Below are 22,554 nucleotides of genomic sequence, written 5' to 3'. Positions count from 1 at the left end.
AGATAGATAAGATGGGAATCACACGATTCAATAACGTGCAAAGGAGATTGCACGATTCATTGACTGCAAGAAAAACAGTCTGCAGCTTACAAAGCTTCCCGAGGTTGTGTGTCGTTGCGTAGGCATGCAAATGGAGACAACAATGCTTGTGCCTGAGGAGGAAATATTACGTGGTCGAAAGCGTTCCCCCCGCTACGTCGCTGATACGTAGCGGGGGGAACTGGGGGGGGAGGGTTGGGGGCCCTCTGCGTGATATTAGGCTATGGGCAAGGCAATGGTGAAGACTGTTCCTTGACCTGAAGTACTGTCGAGATCGATCGAGCCTCCCATGGTCTGAATGATACCATAGCAAATGGAGAGCCCGAGACCTGTCCCTTTTCCTACAGGTTTGGTAGTAAAAAAAGGTGAAAAGGCCTTATCCTTGATTTCCTCGGTCATACCTATGCCGTTGTCACCAATTATAATTTGCACTTTAGATGGGGATACTTGTCCTATTCGAAGTTCGATTTTGCCGCCGCCTTCTGGATGCTGTTCCAAAACTGCATCACGGGCGTTGTTGAGAAGATTGAGGAGAACCTGTTGCAATTGTCCAGGATCACAATAGACATTTGGGAGGGAACGTTGAATGTCCTTAGCTAACGTAATGCCAGAGACTTCGGTTTGTTTCTCCACCAAATTCAAGGTATCGTCGATAACGTCCTGAATGTTCACACTTGCGCGTTCGGGTTCACCATAGCGACCGAATTTAAGAATACCAGTCGTTATTTTGGCGCAACGATTGATTTGTTTTTCGAGTTGCGCCATGGATTCGCGCAATCCATCAAAAAGCTTCTCGCAATTTTCAGTTTCTTTGTTCTCTATATCCCCCATATCCATGTCCATGAGCGTGAGTTCGCTTTTCATGGTTTGCAATGGATTGTTGATCTCATGGGCTATGCCTGCGGCCATCTCGCCTATTTCGGCGAGCCGCCCGGCATGAAAGAGCTGTTCCTGGAGTTGTTCTTTTTCACTCACAACACGCAAAATATGCTGATGAAGCCTGCGCGAAAGAGGCCAGGCTGTTGCAAGAATAAACACGCCGCCAAGAACCATGGTGACAAGCGAGTAGAGTCCAACGCGGCGTAATGGTTCGAATGCTTCGCCCTCCTCCTGTCGAACAACAAGGCGCCAGCGTGATTCGTTGACCGGCACAAGGGAGTAAAGGTATGTTCCACTGCCGGTATCAACGACGAAATCTTGCAATTTATCTTCGATCGGAGGGAAAGAGGAAAAATCTGAGGTGATATCCATCAAGCTGGTGGATGATTTCCGTCGGGTTTGAAGACGGCCCTGCAAATCCATAACATACGCCTCGCCCGTTGCGCCGAGAGAAAAAGACTCTACAAGTCTGTCGAATATCTCGTTATCGATGGTCGCTCGTAGCACCCATCCCGAAGCGTCCCCTTGTCCGGCGATAGCCACAATGAAATGTGGTGCCCCTCGATGTCCCAAGAAACTGTCCGAGACCAATGCCCCCCTGGCCAGAGTTTGGATGCGCCAAGGACTATTCGCATAATCTCTTCCCCGAAGGTTGAGTGGACCGGCGTAAGCCACCTGTTGCCCGGTCGGGTCGATGAGCCCCATGTCCACGAAGGCATTTTTAGAATTTTTAAGGCTCTTGAAAACGGACTCGAATTTGTTCCGATCTGCAAGATCGGGCAGATTTTCTAATGCGGCCACCATGTCCAAGTCATTGATTCGTTCATGAAGAAAAGCATCAAGCATTCGCCCGTGGTCCAGAGCGATGTGATGGAGTCGCCAAACTGCTTCTCGTTTGAGATTGTCCGCGCTGAAGGTGAAACCTATGGTGAGCAGCAAAAGGAGGGGAACGAGAGGAAGAATAATCATGACTCCGAAAAGCGTTCGGGCGATTGCGCCTAAACCTCCATCTCTGCCTCCGGTCAATCCCCGGTTCTTTGGGGAAGATATTTCTTGTCGTGTCTGCTTTTTCATGAGGTTGCCTCACTTCGCCACTGCCCTGTCAAAAGTGTCGTCAGATCGGTGCGGATACGGTTTTCATAGTTTCTTGCGGTAGTCTGATTTTTCATCACCATGTCCAACTGCTTGGTGTGAATCATGACATAACCCAGCACACGAAGTCTGGTTGCTATTTCCTGCTCGGGCAGAGCCTCAGCCCGAGCAAGGAGAGCGTCATAACGAAGTTCGGTACGAAATCCATGTTCTTCCAGAATATCGGACACCAATTCGGCACGCATGACACGACGATCGAGATTTGCAGCACCTCCCTTAAAGCGAAAACTGACATAGTTTTCTTCTTCCTCTTCGGCCATCAATGCCTCCAAGGTGCAAAAGTGAAATCCAAGCCGGGATTGAAGCGAAAGGAATGTATCGGAAAGCATAAAATAGTTGCGGACCTCAAAGTTGGACGCCAATGCAGGTTCCAGATGACGGTTGGAAGCGGCCTGACTTATAATAGAAGCAAATCCTTTTACATCCATGGCTGGTGGCCCGGCCCATTGCTTCACCGTGATGCCTTCCCAGAGAAATTGAAACGGTCGAGACACAACATGCTCAAATTCCACGTATTTTCCCTGTGGTGAACCACTGAATGCACCGCCGAGGTCGATGAGCCAATACATGGATGGCGCCCCTTTGTAGCGCAATCTTTTGGCCAAGATATTGCGGGAGGTGCCTTGTTTGGTATCAAAAAGCTGACCTACAGACTTTTCATGACAAAACCGGGTGATATCGTGCAAAGTTTGACATGATCCGGGTGTAAATTGTGGAGATTCAGGGTCGAGCAGGTTCAGCGGGACGATGTACTGCGCGGCTTTGGTCAGCATGGTATGTACCGGACTGCCCAACATGGGTAAGGGGCGTTCTTTGTGTGCTTCCTTGAGAAGCTCGGAAACCCGTCCTTCGAACACGCGCCCAATGCTACCGTCCACTGTGACCATATCCATGCCTTGCAAAACCGCAATGGCGTTCTCCAGTCCAAAAACTGCGGGAACGCCGAATTCGCGGGCAACGTTGGCCAAGTGTCCGGCCGCACTGCCTGTCTCCGCCACCACGGCAGCCGCATGTGCGAGAAGAGGCGCCCAATGGGGGAGCGCCCTGGACACAACAAGCACCGCGCCTTCAGGAAAATGCAGAGCATCAGAATTCTTTTGAGCCACGAAAGCTGGTCCGTATCCAACTCCGGCCGAAGCTGGCTGGCCTTTATCAAGAAGGGGCGCTTGTCCCACGTCCGCAAGCGGTTGCTGGACTGCTCCATCAAGATTGGTCATCGGACGGGCCTGAAGAAAGACGATCTTCTTCTGTTTGTCCAACGCCCATTCAACGTCTTGAGGATCTTCAAAATGTCGTTCAATTTCAAGAACATAGCGAGACAGCTCTGTAAGTATTTCCTCTTCGAGCACTGGGAGGTCATGACCGTTAGCATCCAACATGGTCGTGCACGATCCTTCCTCGTCGCTTACGTCAACACGAAATCGTTTGCACGGCACATAGGACTCAATATGCTTAGGCTCTTCTTCACGTGAGAGGCGGTAATGATCGGCCTGCCCTTCACCGTCCACGACCTGCGAGGCGAGTCCGAGTGAAGCGTGTATCACCATCGTATCCGATGCCGGGTCAACGGGATCAAGGGAATAAGCTACACCACCAGCTTCGGCCCGAACCATAGCTAGACAGCCAACGCACATCGCCATGCGTTCATCTGGAATTCCCCTTCTCCAACGATAAACCATGGCCGTAACATCATATTTACTGGCGACAACGTCCTTGTAGGCCTGGATAACGTTTTCTGGCCGTATTCCAAGTTTGGTACGGTATTGCCCTGCAAAGGATGCCCCGTGCAGGTCTTCACCTTGGGCCGAAGAACGGACAGCGAGAAGCAATTCGCCATCCGTCTGCTCGGCAAGCGATTTGCATTGTGCGATGATTGTACTTTCCAGCGCTGGGGGCAGATCACTTTCAATAACACGTTTCCTGATTGCCGCAGAAAGCATGTGACATTCATTCAACCGTTCGGGAGATGTCTCGCGAATGAGCCGTTCCACAGCATCGAATAGTCCGGCCTTCTCGAAAAACAGTCGAAAGGCGCTCGCCGTGATCACAAACCCCGGTGGTACGGCAAGCCCCATACGTTGTAACTCACCGAGATTGGACATCTTCGGGCCTGCCTCGCCCACGTTGGCCATGGAAATATCGTGAAGCGACAATACGAGAGGACCGGCGACAGGATCCCGTCCTCCCTCCACATGCTCTCCTATCTTCTTCTGAATCTCATGGAGCCGATGATAGAGACTTTTGTAACGTCCGTTGGTCATGCCATCCAAACTTCGGACCATCTTGAAGACATTGGCCGTGGCCTGTGCACAAAGGGTGCGCACACCCAGGAGATCAAAGGGCGTTGTCCCGTTGAGCAACTCCTCGATATCGCTCATGGCCTCCAGAGCCCGATTGTTGGCATTGATAAGCTGTCGAAACTGAGAGCACCGACGACGAAAATCAATTTGCATGGCACGCTTCATTGCCTCGTCTTCGTGAGACCGAAGGCCCAGGATGCGGGCGACACGTTGCACTATTCCGCTCATGGCTGCCTCACTTATGTGGGAAGACCGGGCTACGATCTGTTTTTTCTTCTGGGATACCTCGCGTACCAGAGGCATCTTCGATCAGACCTATCAATTCTTCGAACACCACGGGTTTAAGCAAATAGTCATAGGCTCCGAGTTCCATTCCTCGGAGTGCCGATTCCGTCGAGGCATGGGCTGTGAGCAACAGCACTTCGACTTCAGGGAAATGGCTACGGATCTCCTTCAGCGTTGTCAGACCGTCCATTTCCGGCATGAGCATATCGAGTACGACAACATCGGGTTGTTTAAGATTTATGCTTTTAAGTGCTTCGCGGCCGCCCGAGGCTATATCCACGTTGAACCCGCGCAGGCGTAATCGTTTGGAGAGAAAATCGAGCAGTCCCGGCTCGTCGTCCACTAAAAGGACGGAAATGGACTTGTTCATGAAATCTCCTTTGAGCTGTTTGGGGAAGATTCCCCCCTCGTGCCGGCTGGCGATCTCATGTTAACAGCAAGGTCAATGCCAGTTGCTCCTCGCAAACATCGTCTTTATCATACTAAATTTAATAATGTATTTTCCTGTTGACCGTCGTGTCGTATTGCGCAATTGTGCAATTGCGTGATTCCTGCCAGGAGGGCACCGATATGGGTACACGTCTTTCCAATTGCACCAGCATTTGGGGTTGGTTTTCCAACCGCAGCCTCAAGGTCAAACTTATTTTGACTCTTGTTCCGACCGTCATCATCGTTGTACTCATCACCGGCTATATTCATTATAAAATAGGCAACCAATACACGCGTATCGGGCTTGAACGCAGTGTTCGACTTCAATCTATGGCCATGGCCCACGAAATCGAATCGTGCCTTGATGGCTATCGTCGAATGCTTTTGGGTATCGCCCAGGGCTCTCTTAACGAGAACCAACTCCGTGATGCCTTGGAGCGACATTCCCTGGCCGGTGACAATCCCATCCTGGAGTTGGCCTACTTTCCGCCTGACGGAGACGAATTTATTTTTCTCGTGACTGATGGAGGAGGGATTGTTCGACTTTCCGAGGTCGAGGTGCGCAATGTTCGGCCCTCTCCTTTTTCGTATTTTCCAAAAATTTTCGCTTTGGCTCCGGACGAGAGTATTCTTCTCCCTGTCGAGAGGGTAGAACTGCCCTTCGCCATAAAGGCCAACAAAAATCATCGCCTTGTGGACCCTCTGGTCCAAATGGCTACGGCCGTTCCGGACGCTCACGGCGGGCGAGGCGTGTTGTTGCTTGGATTCAAAGCTAAATTGTTGCGAAACATCCTTTCGCTCTACAATTCGACAAATTCACCTATCTACGCCTTTCCACGCAGTGAAGAACAGCGCTACTCATATATGGTTGATCTGGACGGATGGGCACTTTTTCAATCTGCTTCTGTAAAAGCTCCGAATGCGGCGTTATCCACGCTTCTGGTTCGGAGTGGAGTCGAAGGCAGCCTCGGGAGGCCTGGACTGCCCGGTGCTTTTCTCCCCTCCAAGACGGATGTCACACATTGGAAAATGATCTCCGAGTTAACAGAGGAGAAACACAACGGCTTCGCTTTGGACTCCACAAGAGGGAGAGAAAACTTCAGCGCCGTATCCTTTCTGTCCTACGCCCCTGTTGTCTTTCATGGCAGTCCGGATCAGAATACCGTTGTAGGCGGTGTGGCCTTTGTGGATCGTAGCCAGTTGACTCTGGTCGCGGGCTATCGTCATCTGGACATGATGATTTTTGTAACACTGTCCACAGTCGTCGTTCTTGTTCTCGTCGTTATTGTGCTTTCTCGAGTCATTGCTCGGCCAATATTCGGTTTGTCCAAAGCGGTACAGGAGATCGATTTGGCGCATCCTGACCCCATCGACATCTGTTACCCCGGATATGAAACCAGTCATCTTAAAGAGGCCGTGAATAGCCTTATTGCTCGCCTTAAGGAGCAGCACGAAGCCAACAGGCAAAAAGATGAAGAAATTCGTATAGCGAGCCTCCAAGAACGCGTAGCGCTCGAAACAGATCTCCCCACGGATGGAGAAAAATCGGGACTTCTGCCTGAAATCATAGGAGCCGGACCTCTCATTGCCCAGATGAAGACGGATATTCTCAAGGCATCCCGCGTGGATGTGGATGTGCTGGTTATCGGCGAAACCGGCACGGGAAAGCAGCTTGCAGCCGAAGCCATCCATAAACACAGTACTCGCAAGGCAAAGCCTTTTATCTCCATCAACTGCGGAGCGTTGGACGAAAATTTGCTTTTAGATACGCTCTTTGGTCATACGAAGGGAGCCTTTACCGAGGCTAAAACTGACCGTAAAGGTGCGTTTTTGGAGGCAGACGGAGGAACGCTCTTTCTCGACGAGATTCAAGCCACTTCCCTGAAGGGGCAACAGGCGCTTTTACGAGCCATTGCCATGCGCAAGATTAAACCCTTGGGAAGCGATAGAGAGATGGATGTCAACGTCCGTCTTATCGCCGCTACAAATGTAGACCTGCTCAAACAGATTGAAGAAAAGGGATTTCGGGAAGATCTTTATTACCGATTGCGGGTATTAACTATCGATGTACCGCCTCTACGCGATCATCTGGAATCCATTCCCGCGCTGACGCTGTATTATCTTCGCCAGGCCGAGGAATTGGTTGGTAAGTCGGGCCTTGGGCTCTCACGTGGAGCCATGGAAAAGATGACTTCCTATGACTGGCCCGGTAATATCCGGGAATTGGTCAACTGTATTACCAGGGCGGTCATTATGGTTGAGGGGCCGGTCATTCAGGCCCAGGATATCCATCTTGAGGACGGAGCCTTTCCTGAACCCTTGCCGCTTTCGACCTTGCCCATTCCGCTTGATCGATCCGCGACGCCAACTTCCGAAAAAGATACATCTTCACCGATTCCCCCCCTGGGACCGCCACCAGCTTCACAGAAGTCTGACGAGGTTCGTTCCGTGAAAAGCGGTCCCTCCGGATTGGGGCTCAATGAACGACAGCTCAAAGCCCATAGCTATTTGATTCGTTCCGGGAGCATATCGCGCAGTGAATACCAGGAGCTTATCGGTGGTAAACTTTCGGCGCGCACGGCCATCTACGATCTCAATGACATGGTCAAGAAAGGTCTTCTGTCCAAGGTTGGAAGTGGACCAGCCACGCGGTATGAACTGTTTCCAGGCCACGAGCTGGCCGGAGGGCCTACGGACGAGGACTCCCGGTAACAGATTCCCGGTGCAGGTCATGCAGATCCTTGGCGTGATCAATCATTTTCAATACCTCACTCGTTTTCGCCGGCTTGATCAGATAGTCCACCGCACCCATATCGAGCAGAGCCATGGCATCATCCATTGAAGCGTGGCCTGTGAGGATGACCACTTTACTTGGCAGATCCATGACGTTCATGCGCTCCAACGTGCCTACACCCGAGAGGCCGGGCATTTTGACATCGAGCAGTACTACATCGAACTCCTCGTTTGCCAGTATGTTCAGAGCGTGTTCTCCCGTATTCGCCGCTTTTGCCACAAGACCGTTTTCCGTGAGAATCCTGACCATATTGCTGGCAAAACGTTCCTCGTCGTCTACAACGAGTACGGTTGTCTTGTCTTTCATAGCTACCTCCTTGGTTGTGTGCGGAGCTCTGTTCTTTTGAAGAGACGCCTCCCCGAGATCGCTTTGTGGGATCTCTGAGGATATGCGCGCTTGTTGGTTTCCTACAGTCTGGTCTTCGTCTTGGACTCTTGCGCTTCCCCTGGCATTTCCGTAGCCGGAAGCAACAGGGTAAAGTCCGTACCTCTACCCTGTTCACTTCGGACATGTATTGCCCCACCTAATCGTTGGGCGATTTTCATGCAGATTGAGAGCCCAAGCCCTGTCCCTTTACCCGGAGGCTTGGTTGTGAAAAAGGGGTCGAACACCCGGCGCAAGTTTTCAGACGAGATGCCGCAGCCTGTATCCGATACCGTGATTTCTGCCCATTTCCCGTTGTTCCGTGTAGAGACTGTAACGTTGCCATCTTCTTCTACTGCCTGGACCGCATTTTGAAGAAGATTGAGAACAACCTGACGGACAAGCGAGGGATCGGTGCGTACCATACACTCCTTCTCTGTGAACTCGCGCTGAATGATTATGTTGTTGTAGCTCGCTTCGCGTTCCACCAGACGGATCATGTCTTCGCTCACCTGTGAAAGATTTGTTGCCTGAAAGATCGCACCGGTTTTTCGGGCAAAGTCGAGCAGTTGGTGGGTGATTTCACCGCAACGCTCCACCTGCAGAGCGATTTGCTCCAGGCGGTCGAGAAGTTCGGTTGTGTCCGGTCCCGCATTAAAAGAGCGATTCGCAAGCATTTGCAGCAGCTCGGTCTCTTGGCCGATAATACCAAGAGGAGTATTTATTTCATGGGCGATGCCAGAAGAGAGTTCACCGAGTACACTCATCTTCTGAGAATGAATAATCTGGTCGTCGATATCTTTTTTTTCCTCTGCACAGCGTCGCTCCTTGCTTATCGCAAAAAAGGCGATCCCGACCAAAAGCATTGCTGAACAGAGCCAAAACGCGGGAGTCACTGGGAGCTCCGTTCGATTTCATTCAGTTTACGGCGTTCGTCCGCTTGTTTGATGCGGACCAACAGGTCGTCGATCTGAAATGGCTTCATAACGTAATCGTAGGCCCCATGACGCATTCCTTTGAGGCCCATATCCACAGAGCCGTGGCCGGTAAGCATGATGACTTCCAGGTGCGGGTGGAGCTTCTTGATTTTTTTCAGAGTTTCAATGCCGTCCATGCCAGGCATAAGCACGTCGAGTATCACGACATTTACCCGTTCGGCGTCGAGTACTTCCAATGCCTGTTGGCCGCTTGAAGCCGTCAGAACGTTGATGCCTCGCCTACGGAATCTGTTTGAAAAGAGTTCAAGAAAATAGGCTTCGTCGTCCACGACAAGAACAATGATTGCGTCTTCCATTCCAGCTTCCCCCCTTGTTACAGTCTAGCCAGTGGCAAGATGAGGGTAAACGTAGAGCCCTGACCTACAGTACTGTCGACCTCTATACGTCCGCCGAGCTTTTCCATAATGGTGAAGCAAATGGACAAGCCAAGTCCCGTTCCTTCTCCCACAACCTTGGTCGTATAGAACGGTTCGAAAAGGTGTTCGAGAACAGCCTTGCTCATCCCAGGACCGCTATCTTTGACTTCCAGAAAAATCTCCGTATTCGAAGGCAGCACACCGCTTTTGAGATGAATTTCCCCATCACGGCCCACAGCATCCAGAGCATTGTCCGCAATGTTCAAAATAACCTGCTGCAATTGGTTGGGGTCCGTGGTGAGGCGGGGCAAATCTTGGGCAAAATCAGTATGAATAGCTATATTGCGATGTATGGCTTCCTGCTGCAAAAAACGTATGGTCTGGTCAACCAGGGAATTCAGGTCCACGTGCTCTTGTGCCGGCTCCATACGCCTCCCGAAACCGAGCATGCGATGTGTCACATCGCGGGCGCGGTCCACGTGAAGTTCAATGAGATCCAAGCTTCGATCAAACTCCTCATAGTTGAGCATTGCCTCGGACGATTCTTCGGCAAGGAGATCTTTAAGCCAGCCCGCACCTTCGCGAATGAGAGCGAGAGGATTGTTGATTTCGTGAGCAACGCCTGCGGCCAGTTTGCCCAGTGCAGCCATCTTACTCGACTGCATAAGCGAAGCATCAAGTGCGGCTTTTTCGCTGTCCGACTCTATAAGTTTACTGACGATGGATTTGGCCATGATCGTCGCCCCAGTCGCGATGACGAGCATACCAACCAATCCCACGAGCCAAAGCAAAGATCGTGTCCGGAACAATGCCGACATCTCTTCAGCCGGGTCTTCGAGAATAACCAGACGCCAACGTACACTTTCAAGCCAAGCAGTTCCTATGAACATGGGAGAGCCGTCCACCATCGCCGTATCGATATGAATGCCATGAAACGGCATGGCCGGAGGTAAAGACGAAAGGCCAAGAACTTTCCCCTGAAACCTGGATGCAGTTTGAAGACGATTTTCACTGTCCAGAAGGAAGGCATCTCCCCGTTTTCCCACCTGCACCGCACGGACTAACCTGTCGAATACATCTGAATCGATGGTGGCCCGGAGTATCCATGTTTTACCATTCTCGAGTTGTGAGACCGCGATGACAAAGTGAGGAAACTTTCGATAACCAAGAAATACATTGCTGATGTAAATGCCCTTAAGTAGGGTTTGTTGAAACCACATTGTACCGGAGTAGTTCACATTTTCGAGATTGTATGGCCCCACATACGCGAGATGGTGCCCCTCTTGGCCTATGAACCCCACATCCACAAAAGACTCTGAGCTTGACTGCATGGCGTTAAAAAGCTTTTCCAGCGAAGCTTTGTCTCCTAATTCCTCGGGTGAATGAGTCATGAGTAAGGTCTTGAGCTGAGCAACACGTTCTTCAAGAAACATATCCAAAGCCCTGCGCTTGTCTCCAACCATTGTTTCCAGATTCTTGGTCACTGTTGCATTGAACGCACGTTGAAAGGTATGGGTGGCGAAAAAACCCGCAACGAGCAAAGGAATGAGCGAGAAGGCCATTGTCCCGCCGATTATTTTCCAGCGCAGTCTGGAATATTTGTTATCGCTCCACATGGACTCCTCCCGTATCGTTGGCTGGCGGGTTGTTTGCGCGATACAAGGATGTGAAGCAATAAATATTCCACAATATACTATTGATTTATTTACATTTTATCTCGCAAAAAATCGTGCATCAAAAAACAATGAGCCGTGAATCGTCTGCGCGATACGTCTAAAAATGATGAGTATGGATGTTGGAACCAAGAAATAAGAAGGTGAGAAGGTATGGTTGAAGGGAATACTCACAGCCTGGTTTCAGTGCAACGCGCTTGGTCAGACGGACTCAAGATCTTCGCAGGAAATCATACCAAAGCTGATCCACATTCTTGCTTGCCTGTCGGCTTGTTGTCCAAGGCTTCTGATATATTCTTAGCCACAAACGTTGTTTTACCCACGGTAAACGCCTAGGGCGGAAGGTAAAATTTCAAATGGTTGCAGCCGAACATACGGTTTAAGGAGATAACTACGCAGAGAGATGGGGGTTCACTCCCAAAAAGCAAAGCCTCAGCCTCACTCTCTAAAAAGCAAGATTAAGACCACGCAGATACGATCAGGAGTTATAGTCAAATGTGGTGTATGGGGTCAGGCGGCTTCACTGCCAGATTCATCCAGCATTTCCTCAGTCAAGACTTCTTCGCCGTTGACGAATTTCGTGCCAGTGATCAGTTTGTCGAGCAGTTTATATCCGCGTAATCGGCGCCAGCCTTGTTGTGCGGATTGAACCAGCTTGAAGACCATTGCCAGAATCGTATCCCGCGAAACACAGCCCCTTGTTTTACTCGTCCGCAATCGAACCGTGGCAAAGGTCGATTCAATCGGATTGGTCGTCCGGATGTGCGCCCAGTGTTCCGCCGGAAAATCATAGAAGACCAAGAGTTCCTCTCTGTCTTTTTTGAGACATTGCACAGCCTTGGGGGTACTTGGCCTCGTACTTTTTGGGAAACAAATCGAAAGCCGTGTTCTCTCCCTCACGCGTTGCGGCCATCCATACCTCATGCAAACCGGCTTTTGCTTTTTTTTGCATGGATTTTGGAAACTTATTGAGAACATTGGCTGTTTTGTGAATCCAACAGCGTTGTTGTTTGGTTCCAGGAAAGAGTTTACGCAATGCCGCCCAAAAACCGAGAGCACCGTCTGCGATAGCCAGCCTGGGAGGAATTTCCAGACCACGAGTTTTGAGATCGACGAGCAGTTCATACCTCCAGTTTGTCGGTTTCCATCGTGGATTCTCACCCGACAGGGTACGTCACCCCTCAGACCTCTTCAAACACCACTTTTGGGTATAGCTCTAGGACGGTACCTCTATACGACAATTGACACAAAGAAATGCTTTGAAAAAACAATACATCAGACTACAGGAAGATATGACTCAAGAAGATTATACACATACGCCTCATCAATTTATCAAGCAAATCATTCATAACATGACTTAACACAAGCAACTCGAAACCCATTATACACCACTACCAGAAACATAATATGGCGTGGCTCCTTCTATAAATATACTTACAACGCCTATTCCTTGGGACAAAGCTCGTATAAAATATTTTTTCTTTACAAAATAAACATAAACAGGCGATCATACTTGGAAGTGGCTATGTTATTCATGCTCAACCTCTTCACGTACCTCGGAGCGAAACAATGCCTCATTGCGTGCTCATCTCCTTTCAAGCGGCCATATTCATCATCCTCCTTTGCCTTCCTCGCATTGGATTGAGCCAAGTCCTTTTGCCAACACTACGAATTTCTGTCGAAAATGCGCCAACCCATGTTCAAACTATGGCTGTACGTCGTTTCGCAGAGGAATTGACAACGCGCTTAGAGGGAGTGCTTGATGTAAAATTCTCTGATTCTGCTCAGTTATATAGGGATAGAGATGTCTTTACAGCGCTTCGTGAAGGAAAACTGGAAATGGCTGTTCCAGGCACATGGCAGGTTGCCCGTTTCGAATCCAACATAAGCCTTTTTCTCTTACCTGAATTCTATGGTCGCAGTGCCAATGCAACATATAAAGTGCTACAAAGTTCTGTTGGCAAAGAACTCAATACACGCATCGAACAAGCTCTTGGCGTTGTTATCGTTGGGACGTGGCTTGATCTCGGGTATGCAAACCTCTTTAGCACCAATAAAAAAATTACATCGCTTCACGATATTCAGGGCATGAGAATTCGTGTGGCCGGAGGTCGTGCCAATGAGTTGCGTTTGCAGGCCGCAGGCGCTGAAACGTTGACCATCCCTTGGCCGGATTTCCCATTATGGCTTGGAAAACGAGAGGTTGATGGAGTTTTAACCACCTACGAAACTATTCGAAGCGCCAAACTCTGGGAAAAGGGACTCGCATTTGCATATGAAGATAAAGAGTATTTCCCACAATATATCCCAATCATCAACAGGCGGTTCTGGTCCAAACTTCCGCAGAACGTCCGTGAAACCATTATCGAATGCTGGGAAAACGCGGCGGAATGGGAACATGGAGCTGCCGTCCATGCACAACAAGAAGCTCGCAACACCCTGAAACGGAACGGTATCGCAATCGTGACGCCTTCACAGGAAGAACTCACTTCAGCTCGGACATTCCTCCTGAAATACCAAGATGACATAGTCAAGAAACTCGGTCTCGATCAAAACCTTGTCATGCGATCCATTGAACTGCTCCACGAATAAAATTCTCTTCATCACAATAAACGCCCATTTGGAATCGATATATGCGGCTTCCCACAGCTAAATACTCATCCACCCTCATTGGAGTAATCCTCGTTTTTTCTTCGGTTCTTTTTCTTCTTGTACAAAATGCATTAACTGAACGTCGCCATCTTATCGAAATCGCAAGAAATAATTCCGAAAACCAAGCACAACTGCTCGCAGAACACGCGTCGAGTCAATTACTTGCTGCTGACACGATCCTTCAAGCAATCACGCAACAACGTGATGTTGCAAACTATCTTTCATCAAAAGAGTATGGGCCACTTCGTAATCTTCTCTCCGTAAAATCTGCACTCCTCCCACAAGTCTACAGTCTGTTCATTGTCAATGCTCAAGGACGGCAATGCGCTTTGGTTGGAAGACCAACTTCTCCACGCGACGAGACAGAATGGTTTCTGACTTTTCGAAAACATCGTGACACATGGATGCCATTTGTCATTGGCAGTCTGCGTACATCGTCGGAGAATGGAACTATCTCGCTGAGCCGAAGCATTGAAGACGCCAACGGTGTCTTTCTCGGTGTCGCGTTTATGATCATCGATACCAATTTTTTTTATCAACGCTATCGAGATCTCAATAACGACGCCATGGACCTCATTACATTGTATACAGGACAAGGGTACATTGTCTCTCGATGGGGAAACACGGAGATACTCCAACACGCCCATATCGGTGACCCCGTAAATGCCACCTCTCTCTTTGCCACACTGAACACCAAGACCCTCTTATCCGGAGGGGTGCATTCCTTTATGTCCTCCAGTGCCATTGGAGCAACATGCCAACTCTCACGATTTCCATTGTATATTGGTGTCGCGTTTTCTCGGTCTAACCTTCTTCATTCCTGGCAAACCACACTTATTTATACTGCAATTTTTTTCATCACGCTCTGTGCCATTGTTGGTGCCCTTTTCCATTATGGCCAACGAGAATCACTTCGTCGCAAAAAAGCGCAGTCTGAACTTGAAATTATTAAAGAACGTGAACAACTGTACCATTCAATGTTTATGGATCAATCTTCTGTACAGATGCTCATCAATCCAGAAACAGCCTGCATTCATGATGCGAATAACGCAGCAGAATACTTCTATGGTCAATCTCGCGAGAGACTCATCGCTACACCACTTTCGAATATCGATATTGAAGATGAAGTGAATATAAATCAATTCCTACACCTTGCGTTAAGTAAGGAGCAAACCAATTTCCAAAGCCGACATCGTATTCTAGATGACAATATTGCTAATGTTGAAATATATACATCTATAATATACCTCGATAACTCTCCATACATCTATGCACTTATTCATGACGTTACTGCACAAAAAGAAGCTGAGAATAAACTCATTGAATCGAAAGAAGCTGCTGAAGTGGCCAATAAAACCAAAAGTGAATTCCTTGCTACGATGAGTCATGAAATTCGCACGCCACTCAATGGGATTATGGGGATGCTGCAATTATTAAAAACTGAAATAAATAACGAGGAACAACAAGAATATATAAATGTTGCCATGAATTCTAGTAAAGGCCTGCTCACTTTAATCAACGATATACTCGACTTGTCGCGCATTGAAGCAGGTAAAATCCATTTGCAGGAATCTCCGTTCAACGTAACGGAAGTCATTGAACCCATGATCCGAATATTTGAACGGGATGCAAAGAAGAAAAAACTTCTGTTCGATTATACTCTTGATCCAAATTTACCTCGCCAAATCATTGGGGACGAGGCCAGGTTACGCCAAATCATTTTCAACTTAGTCGGTAATGCTATCCGGTACACAGAGTCAGGATCAGTACATCTTTTCGTTAGCAGACTGCAGCACCATGTCGACAATGAAACCTTCATTCTCTATATCACTGTCTCCGATACAGGAATTGGTATTTCTGACGAAACACTCTCACGAGTCTTTGACGTTTTTACGCAGGCGGACGGTTCTTTTACAAGAAAATATGGAGGAACGGGACTTGGTCTTGCCATTGTTAAACGACTCACCCAGATGATGCATGGCAGCGTATCAATCCATTCAGAACAAGGTATTGGAACCGAGGTCCACGCAACAATACAAATGCGGGTATCCAAGCCGGAAGATATGCCGCTCCCACTGCAGGATTCATTTTTTTCAAAAACAGCAGACACAACGCAAAATGATCAACTTCATGTCTTGCTTGTCGAAGATGACGATATTTCTCTCAATATTGCGTCACTTTTTTTAAAACGATTCGGTGTCACGTGCCAAACAGCATCAAATGGTTACGATGCACTTGAAGTTCTCAAAAAATCATCTTTTGACGCCATATTTATGGATATACAACTCCCCGGCATGGATGGGGTGGAGGCGACTCGACGTATTCGAAACGGAGAAGCTGGTGAGAAGTATCGCAATATTCCCATCGTTGCCATGACTGCCCATGCTATGACCGCCGAAAAAAAATCATTTCTTGATGCCGGTATGAATGCACACTTGGCCAAGCCTATCTTGTTTGAAGATTTAATCGATCTTGTACGCGACCTTTTTCCTCATGCAACGCTCAAGACATCTGTATAAGATACTCGACACAATACGAGGCAAGAGCCAATTCCAAAAACTTGCTCCCCACGCCTTAACTTACTTCTATTGAACAAGAGTAAAGCCACTCCCTTTCCATGCAGAAACTCCGCCGGAAAGATTCCATACTCGTTCAAAACCCAGACTTTTCATACGTTTCAATGCCGATACACTTCGGTTTCCCGAACGACAATACACAAGATACGAAGGGCTCGTGTTGAGTTTGCTGAGACGGCTGGTGAAGTCACTGCTGTAAATATCTATATTACGTGCTTGTGCGATATGTCCCTCTGCGAACTCAGTTGGGGTGCGGACATCCAGAATGGCAACACCTGGAATTTCCTCAAGCCGTGCGTGTGCCTCTTCAGCCGACAAGTTTTCATATCCTTCTGGGAGAGACGGTTTAAGAAACTTCACGACAACAATTCCAACCAAAACGAGAAGAAGAACAGGAGCAAGAGAATTCATAACAATCCTTTCTATCTTAACGACGAAAATGAGGCACATGGCAGCAATGCCATGTGCCTCACGTTTTACGACATATCAATATCGACGCGCACAACGATTTGACGCGCACTCATCACTGATGATCCCAGTTCGAACACGCATCAATTCATCTTTAGCGACGTCGACCTCCCGAACCACCCCGACGATCGCCGCCACCGGGATTTCCGCGACGATCACCGCTGGGAGCACCGCGGCGCGGTGCGGGACGAGAGTATTCTGCAAGATCAATTGTCTCGCCCTGCTCTTCCAGCAACACAGCTTTACGGCTCAAACGAACCTTCCCGCTGGGCTGCACTTCGATAACTTTGACTTCAAGTTCATCTCCCATCTTCAAAACGTCACTCACATTTTCCACGCGAGCAGTATCAAGCTGGGAAATATGAACGAGACCTTCCAAATTGGGTAAAATTTCGACAATGGCACCGCAATCAATAATCTTAATGACTCTTCCGTTGTAATTCGCACCTAGATCGGCTTTTTGATCGTAGGACAAAACCATTTCTTTGGCTTTTTCCATCGCTTCCAGGCTAGGAGCGAAGATGGACACTTTGCCCGAGTCTTCAATGTCGATAGATGCACCAGTTGTCCCCGTGATGGCTTTGATATTCTTGCCTCCGGGGCCGATGATTTCCCGAATTTTTTCGGGATTCACTTCCACAACAATGAGTTGCGGCGCATATTTTGATAACTCGGAGCGCGGTTGTTCCAGCACGGCATTCATATTTTCGAGGATATGCAAACGGGCATCTTTCGCCTGATTCAAGGCACGACGCATAACATCGGCCGGAATGCCCGTAATCTTGATATCCATTTGAATGGCAGTCACCCCGTCTTTCGTTCCGGCAACCTTGAAGTCCATATCTCCCATGGCATCTTCATCACCAAGAATATCGGTCAGAACGATAAAATCGTCATCTTCCTTGATGAGTCCCATGGCGATACCGGCAACGGCATCCTTAATGGGAACACCTGCATCCATGAGCGCCAAGCTCCCGCCGCATACTGAGGCCATGCTGGAAGAACCATTGGATTCCATGATTTCGGAAACGATACGCATGGTGAAGGGGAACTCATCAGCCGACGGCAGAACCGGAGTGATCGCGCGTTCGGCAAGATTTCCGTGGCCAATTTCACGACGAGAGGGACCACGCAACATTTTAACTTCACCCACACAATAGGGGGGAAAGTTGTAATGCAGCATGAAGCGTTTGCTCGTTTCACCAGTCAGTGTTTCAATACGCTGTTCATCACCGGTGCTCCCCAAGGTGGCAACACACAACGATTTGGTCTCTCCACGAGCAAATATACAGGAGCCATGGGTCCGAGGCAGTGCCGAAACTTCCATCGTCAGCGGACGCACCGTGGTTGTATCACGACCATCAATGCGCACCCCACGCGACTTGATACGTTGGCGCATGACTTCTTTTTCCAGGTTGCCAAGGATATCTTTTACTTTTCCTTTGAGTGCGGGATCGGCTTCGACTTCGTCGGCCATGGCGTCCAGCAGCTTGTCTTTCACTTTGGACTTGGCTTCTTTCCGCTCCAATTTGGCCACAACGCTTAAAGCTGCTTCAACATCGGCCAGAGCAAGTTCACGTACTTTCGCAACAAGTTCGGGATCTTCTTCAGGGGCAACGAACTCAATTTTGGGAACCCCGACTTTTTCACGCAATTCTTCCTGAGCGTCGAGCAAAGGAATAATGCGCTCATGTCCCCAAGCCAATGCATCGGCAATAAGATCTTCGGAGATGAAATTCGCTCCACCTTCAACCATGACAACAGCGTCACGGCTGGCAGCGAAAATCAGATTGAGTTCGCTTTGATCGCACACCACGTCACTTGACGGATTAAATACAAATTCCCCGTCAACATATCCCACACGGCCACCGGCGATCGGTCCAAGGAATGGAATTTTCGAGATGGTCAAGGCCGAGGAAGCTCCCGTCATAGCCAGGACATCAGGATCATGGAATGGATCGGCCGAAAGAACCGTTGCAATGATTTGGACTTCGTCTCGAAATCCTTTGGGGAAAAGCGGACGACAGGGTCGGTCGATAAGGCGGCATACAAGAACTTCACGTTCCGAGGGACGACCAATTTCACGACGGAAATAGCTCCCCGGAATACGACCGGCCGCGTACGACATTTCCTGATAGTCAACAACAAGCGGAAAGAATCCTTTGTCGACTTCAAGGGCCTGTGTGCAAACCGTGACAAGAACAACAGTTCCCCCGGCTTGAATCCAAATCGCACCATCGGCTTGATTGGCCAGGCGACCAGTTTCGAGGATGTAATTATTCTGTCCGGCTTTTGCTTCAATTCGAGTAGATACAAAGGGTGAAGGCATAGGCTTTCCTTTTCTGTACCGGTCCGGGCATTTCGCAAGACGGTCTCGGAACGCAACAAGCGCGACGGCTGTCGCAAAACCCTAATTCTTTTCGGGTTGCGCCAGCGGGCGCGCGTATTGAAACCGGTTCCGCGCGAACGTTTGCCCATCCCAGTCGGTTGGAGGGCTGTATCGTGGACGAATCACGTGCTCATGTATCGCAACACAGAACACGCTCCAGCCCAAGACACAAACGCGGGAGCCACCCGTGTGACCCCCGCGAAAAAACGGCTTGACTACTTGCGGATACCCAAGCGCGCGATGATGTCGCGATAGCGCTGAATATCTTTCTTTTTCAAGTAGTTCAGAAGCTTGCGGCGCTGGCCGACGAGTTTGAGCAGGCCATTGCGGGAGTGATAGTCCTTGGCGTGCTTCTTAAAATGGTCGGTCAGGTAAGTAATACGGTTGGAAAGCAACGCAATCTGGACTTCCGGGGAACCGGTGTCACCGTCGTGCTTCTTGTATTCTTCAATAATCTTAGCCTTCGTTTCAGGCGTCATGACCACAGCGTCTTCTCCTTGTTATAATGTTGTCATGCCAACGAGCGAAGCAGCTACCATAAGCCGCGCAGTATCGCCCACCGTTCCACGCCATCCTGCAATTGACGCTCAACCATGGCCAAGGCTTCTCCATTTTCATCCAGACAGAGCGCACGTACGGCGTCATCTCCATCGGATTCGCACGGGCCACCGGGAACTCTCGGAGCTTCGAGCGGAGGAGTTTTGACCACATCGAGCCATTTCCCGTTGCGGACCATATCGGCCTGCGCTGTCGACACCACGAAACGCGGCCAGTGCGGCAAGGCATCGGCCATGGGAATCACGGCCTCTGCCACGGTCTCGGGATTTGCGGCAAGAACATCAAGTTCATGCGCATGGTCGAGTGCAAACGGATGGCTATATTCCCGAGTCAAAGCCGTCATCACGGCACCGCACGAAAGTCGCATCCCCAAGCTGTGGACCAGGGAGCGGATGTACGTGCCGGGAGAAACCCGGACTCGGAAATGAATACGAGGCAAGTCCATGGAAAGAACTTCGGCCTCGGAAACAACAATATGCTTTGTTTTAACGGGAACGTCACCACCCTGACGAGCAATTTTATACAGCGGCTGACCTTCATGTTTTGCCGCAGCATACGGTGGAACCTCTTGCTCAGTAGTTTCATTCCAAGCCAACACCGCGGCTTCAGCTTCTGCTGCAGTGATGTGCTCCCAAGGAGCAGTTGCCGTTATCGTCCCTTCGGTGTCGTACGTATCTGTCGTTTGGCCAAGCATCAACTCACCACGATAGATTTTATACCCACCGGAGACATACGAAGCAATCTTTGTGCCCCGGCCCAAAAGAACAACGAGAACGCCGGAAGCCATAGGATCAAGGGTACCGGCATGACCGACTTTTCCCTGATCGAAAATACGTTTGATCTGATTCACACACCCTGCCGACGTCGGCCCTGTGGGTTTGTTGATAACAACAACCCCGTGGAATCGATCTGGGCGGCGTGCACCGCGTCGACGTCCCATTAAACTCCATCCGTTGCAATGGGTTCGACCGCCTCAAGCAGTTGCGCTTGAGCCGTTTCCAAATCAGACACAATCTGCCCACCGGCAGCATTTTTATGCCCGCCGCCGCCAAAAGATGCCGCGACATCGCGAACATTGACATCGCCGACTGATCGCAAACTAAATTTAATATAGTCGGTGTCTTCACGGAGACTCATGGCCACGCGTACCCCTCGGATACGCATGACATTATTGATCAGTCCGTCACAATCAGCGCGTGTTGCACCGGTTCGATCAAAAATATCTACCGGGAGTCGGATAACACCAATACGTCCATCGGAGTACATAGCCACATTCGACATGACTTCAGACCAAAGCTTGATTCGCGCCATGGTCCATTGATTGTCAATTTTCGCATTGACCAATCCGGGATTAAGGCCGGCACGGATCATACGTGCGGCAAGCTCCATGGTCTCGGGGCGCGTATTGGAGAATCGAAATCCTCCGGTGTCAGTAACCATGGCCGTATAAATCGCTTCAGCGAGGGACCCACGCAAAGCCAATCCCAGGGCATCAGCAAGACGGGAAATCATCTCTCCCGTAGACGAAGCTGTAGTATCGACCCAATTCAGCGTGCCATATTCGGGGTTACCTAAATGATGATCAATGTTGATGGACTGCTTTTTCGGCAACAGCGCTTTAAGATCTGCTCCGAGCCTGTCGGCATCCCCACTATCAAGCGTAATAATCCAAGAAATACTGTCTGCAGGTGGAAGCTCTGTGACGAGAGGGCCAGGCAAAGCCATCCACACAAACTGTGGCGGTATCCCCGTTGCATTATACAACTGAAATTGTTTGCCGAGAGCGGACAAAATAAACCCAAGAGCTGCCGTAGCCCCAATCGCATCACCATCGGGATTGAAATGGGCAGCGACAAGAAAATTGTCTTCCCGAGTAAGAAGATCAGCGATATCAGCTGGGATTGTCGACATACACCATATCCTCAAGGAATTGATCACGCTCAAAACGTAATTCAGGCACAAACTTGATACGCAGCGCCCGACTCAGTTGAGAACGCAAATGCCCTGTAGCTTTTTCCAATCCCTTTTGAGCCTCGGCATGCCGGGCTTCATCACCCATAACAGTATAACGGACAAGAGCAATTTTCATATCGGCGTTGAGAACAACGCCGGTAATAGAAACCAACTCCAGTCGTGGGTCTTTGATTTCGGTGGAAATGAGCGAGGCAAGCTCACGAAAAATTTGGTCGCCAAGTCGCATGGATCGGCGTGAAGTCGCATGTTTCATATTCGATAGACTCGTAAGAAAGTCGTCTCCCGGATCGGTTACAGAATGTGGAGCCGGTAAGCCAACGATATGTGACGGCTCATCCGAAACGGAATCCTTTACGTCGAGGAAACGTGCTCGTTGTTTAGGCGCCGATCAATTCGATATCGTCGTATTCAAGGTCGGCTAAATGTGTGGCTTCAACCATGTTGAGAGCCTTTTGCAGTTGGCTTCGTGCTCGGTTGGCATCGTTTGACACCGTAACAGCGGCCAAAACAAGAACAGAATGGGTATCGTGCTCGGCAATTTCGCTAACGGCAACATTAAACTTGTTGCGCAATTTTTGCTTCAGGGAAAGCGCAACTTTGCGCTTTCCCTTCAGCGAATTATTACCGTGCAACACGAGGTGCATGGTCAAAATGCCGATCACCATAGCG

17 protein-coding genes and 1 pseudogene are annotated in these 22,554 nt (G+C 49.5%); 3 read left to right on the top strand and 15 right to left on the bottom strand.

Going from position 1 to position 22,554, the window contains the following annotated elements:
* Nucleotides 1-255: 255 nt before the first annotated feature.
* The 3 genes from G451_RS0120840 to G451_RS30870 are packed head-to-tail and all read right to left on the bottom strand — an operon-like array spanning nucleotide 256 to nucleotide 5,025.
* Nucleotides 256-1,992 carry a sensor histidine kinase gene (locus G451_RS0120840; protein ID WP_051261745.1) on the bottom strand — a complete coding sequence of 579 codons (1,737 nt, stop codon included), beginning with the start codon at nucleotides 1,990-1,992 and terminating at the stop codon, nucleotides 256-258.
* On the bottom strand, nucleotides 1,989-4,598 hold the full coding sequence (locus G451_RS0120835; RefSeq protein WP_027185755.1) for a PEP/pyruvate-binding domain-containing protein: 2,610 nt from the start codon (nucleotides 4,596-4,598) through the stop codon (nucleotides 1,989-1,991). Before G451_RS0120835 ends, G451_RS0120840 begins: the two co-directional genes overlap by 4 nt.
* A 7-nt stretch (nucleotides 4,599-4,605) precedes the next feature.
* Nucleotides 4,606-5,025 carry a response regulator gene (locus G451_RS30870; protein WP_034643335.1) on the bottom strand — a complete coding sequence of 140 codons (420 nt, stop codon included), beginning with the start codon at nucleotides 5,023-5,025 and terminating at the stop codon, nucleotides 4,606-4,608.
* Between the two features lie 200 nt (nucleotides 5,026-5,225).
* Between G451_RS30870 and G451_RS30865 the strand changes: the two genes are divergently transcribed.
* On the top strand, nucleotides 5,226-7,796 hold the full coding sequence (locus G451_RS30865) for a sigma 54-interacting transcriptional regulator (RefSeq protein WP_051261743.1): 2,571 nt from the start codon (nucleotides 5,226-5,228) through the stop codon (nucleotides 7,794-7,796).
* On the opposite strand, the gene G451_RS0120820 is transcribed toward G451_RS30865, so the two are convergent.
* From G451_RS0120820 to G451_RS35095, 5 genes and pseudogenes are all read right to left on the bottom strand, one after another.
* Entirely contained in the window at nucleotides 7,774-8,184 is a 411-nt protein-coding gene (locus G451_RS0120820; RefSeq protein WP_027185754.1) for a response regulator, read from the bottom strand. The two genes, G451_RS30865 and G451_RS0120820, sit on opposite strands and share 23 nt — an antisense overlap.
* Nucleotides 8,185-8,285: 101 nt before the next feature.
* Entirely contained in the window at nucleotides 8,286-9,137 is an 852-nt protein-coding gene (locus G451_RS30860) for a sensor histidine kinase (protein WP_051261742.1), read from the bottom strand.
* Nucleotides 9,134-9,535 carry a response regulator gene (locus G451_RS0120810; protein ID WP_027185753.1) on the bottom strand — a complete coding sequence of 134 codons (402 nt, stop codon included), beginning with the start codon at nucleotides 9,533-9,535 and terminating at the stop codon, nucleotides 9,134-9,136. The genes G451_RS30860 and G451_RS0120810 overlap by 4 nt, the downstream gene beginning before the upstream one ends.
* A gap of 17 nt (nucleotides 9,536-9,552) precedes the next feature.
* The gene (locus tag G451_RS0120805; RefSeq protein ID WP_034643332.1) at nucleotides 9,553-11,211 is read right to left on the bottom strand and encodes a sensor histidine kinase; all 1,659 of its coding nucleotides are present in this window, start codon (nucleotides 11,209-11,211) and stop codon (nucleotides 9,553-9,555) included.
* A gap of 567 nt (nucleotides 11,212-11,778) precedes the next feature.
* Nucleotides 11,779-12,403: pseudogene (locus G451_RS35095) on the bottom strand (IS256 family transposase); the annotation flags it as partial.
* A 434-nt stretch (nucleotides 12,404-12,837) separates the two neighbouring features.
* On the opposite strand from G451_RS35095, the gene dctP reads away from it, so the two are divergent.
* Complete coding sequence (dctP, locus tag G451_RS0120790) at nucleotides 12,838-13,860, top strand: TRAP transporter substrate-binding protein DctP (protein WP_034643330.1); 1,023 nt, start codon at nucleotides 12,838-12,840, stop codon at nucleotides 13,858-13,860.
* A 41-nt stretch (nucleotides 13,861-13,901) separates the two neighbouring features.
* Nucleotides 13,902-16,439, top strand: coding sequence for an ATP-binding protein (locus tag G451_RS33230; protein ID WP_051261740.1), 2,538 nt, complete (start codon nucleotides 13,902-13,904; stop codon nucleotides 16,437-16,439).
* 66 nt (nucleotides 16,440-16,505) lie between these two features.
* Here the strand turns inward: G451_RS33230 and G451_RS0120780 are convergent, their stop codons facing one another.
* The 7 genes from G451_RS0120780 to G451_RS0120750 all read right to left on the bottom strand — a co-directional run bounded on the left by G451_RS0120780 (nucleotide 16,506) and on the right by G451_RS0120750 (nucleotide 22,550).
* Complete coding sequence (locus G451_RS0120780; protein ID WP_084448693.1) at nucleotides 16,506-16,907, bottom strand: rhodanese-like domain-containing protein; 402 nt, start codon at nucleotides 16,905-16,907, stop codon at nucleotides 16,506-16,508.
* Nucleotides 16,908-17,058: 151 nt separating this feature from the next.
* On the bottom strand, nucleotides 17,059-19,293 hold the full coding sequence (gene pnp, locus G451_RS0120775) for a polyribonucleotide nucleotidyltransferase (RefSeq protein WP_027185748.1): 2,235 nt from the start codon (nucleotides 19,291-19,293) through the stop codon (nucleotides 17,059-17,061).
* A 275-nt stretch (nucleotides 19,294-19,568) separates the two neighbouring features.
* Nucleotides 19,569-19,838 (bottom strand): 30S ribosomal protein S15, encoded by a 270-nt coding sequence (rpsO, locus tag G451_RS0120770; RefSeq protein WP_027185747.1) that lies wholly within the window; start codon nucleotides 19,836-19,838, stop codon nucleotides 19,569-19,571.
* A gap of 47 nt (nucleotides 19,839-19,885) precedes the next feature.
* The gene (gene truB, locus G451_RS0120765; protein ID WP_027185746.1) at nucleotides 19,886-20,851 is read right to left on the bottom strand and encodes a tRNA pseudouridine(55) synthase TruB; all 966 of its coding nucleotides are present in this window, start codon (nucleotides 20,849-20,851) and stop codon (nucleotides 19,886-19,888) included.
* On the bottom strand, nucleotides 20,851-21,822 hold the full coding sequence (locus G451_RS0120760) for a DHH family phosphoesterase (protein ID WP_027185745.1): 972 nt from the start codon (nucleotides 21,820-21,822) through the stop codon (nucleotides 20,851-20,853). The genes truB and G451_RS0120760 overlap by 1 nt, the downstream gene beginning before the upstream one ends.
* Entirely contained in the window at nucleotides 21,803-22,138 is a 336-nt protein-coding gene (gene rbfA, locus G451_RS0120755; RefSeq protein ID WP_027185744.1) for a 30S ribosome-binding factor RbfA, read from the bottom strand. The genes G451_RS0120760 and rbfA overlap by 20 nt, the downstream gene beginning before the upstream one ends.
* Before the next feature lie 124 nt (nucleotides 22,139-22,262).
* Nucleotides 22,263-22,550: a DUF503 domain-containing protein gene (locus G451_RS0120750; protein WP_027185743.1), complete on the bottom strand. Its 288-nt coding sequence runs from the start codon at nucleotides 22,548-22,550 to the stop codon at nucleotides 22,263-22,265.
* Nucleotides 22,551-22,554 lie beyond the last annotated feature (4 nt).

It is taken from the genome of Desulfovibrio inopinatus DSM 10711, from assembly GCF_000429305.1.
Lineage (GTDB): Bacteria > Desulfobacterota > Desulfovibrionia > Desulfovibrionales > Desulfovibrionaceae > Alteridesulfovibrio > Alteridesulfovibrio inopinatus.
This window is presented reverse-complemented; position numbering and strand designations above follow the sequence as displayed.

What these genes read in the sequence shown, in the direction of transcription:
- G451_RS0120840 (WP_051261745.1), bottom strand. Translation starts at nt 1,992, where the DNA reads ATGAAAAAGCAGACACGACAAGAAATATCTTCCCCAAAGAACCGGGGA.
- G451_RS0120835 (WP_027185755.1), bottom strand. Translation starts at nt 4,598, where the DNA reads ATGAGCGGAATAGTGCAACGTGTCGCCCGCATCCTGGGCCTTCGGTCT.
- G451_RS30870 (WP_034643335.1), bottom strand. Translation starts at nt 5,025, where the DNA reads ATGAACAAGTCCATTTCCGTCCTTTTAGTGGACGACGAGCCGGGACTG.
- G451_RS30865 (WP_051261743.1), top strand. Translation starts at nt 5,226, where the DNA reads ATGGGTACACGTCTTTCCAATTGCACCAGCATTTGGGGTTGGTTTTCC.
- G451_RS0120820 (WP_027185754.1), bottom strand. Translation starts at nt 8,184, where the DNA reads ATGAAAGACAAGACAACCGTACTCGTTGTAGACGACGAGGAACGTTTT.
- G451_RS0120810 (WP_027185753.1), bottom strand. Translation starts at nt 9,535, where the DNA reads ATGGAAGACGCAATCATTGTTCTTGTCGTGGACGACGAAGCCTATTTT.
- G451_RS0120805 (WP_034643332.1), bottom strand. Translation starts at nt 11,211, where the DNA reads ATGTGGAGCGATAACAAATATTCCAGACTGCGCTGGAAAATAATCGGC.
- dctP (WP_034643330.1), top strand. Translation starts at nt 12,838, where the DNA reads ATGCCTCATTGCGTGCTCATCTCCTTTCAAGCGGCCATATTCATCATC.
- G451_RS33230 (WP_051261740.1), top strand. Translation starts at nt 13,902, where the DNA reads ATGCGGCTTCCCACAGCTAAATACTCATCCACCCTCATTGGAGTAATC.
- G451_RS0120780 (WP_084448693.1), bottom strand. Translation starts at nt 16,907, where the DNA reads ATGAATTCTCTTGCTCCTGTTCTTCTTCTCGTTTTGGTTGGAATTGTT.
- pnp (WP_027185748.1), bottom strand. Translation starts at nt 19,293, where the DNA reads ATGCCTTCACCCTTTGTATCTACTCGAATTGAAGCAAAAGCCGGACAG.
- truB (WP_027185746.1), bottom strand. Translation starts at nt 20,851, where the DNA reads ATGGGACGTCGACGCGGTGCACGCCGCCCAGATCGATTCCACGGGGTT.
- G451_RS0120760 (WP_027185745.1), bottom strand. Translation starts at nt 21,822, where the DNA reads ATGTCGACAATCCCAGCTGATATCGCTGATCTTCTTACTCGGGAAGAC.
- rbfA (WP_027185744.1), bottom strand. Translation starts at nt 22,138, where the DNA reads ATGAAACATGCGACTTCACGCCGATCCATGCGACTTGGCGACCAAATT.
- G451_RS0120750 (WP_027185743.1), bottom strand. Translation starts at nt 22,550, where the DNA reads ATGGTGATCGGCATTTTGACCATGCACCTCGTGTTGCACGGTAATAAT.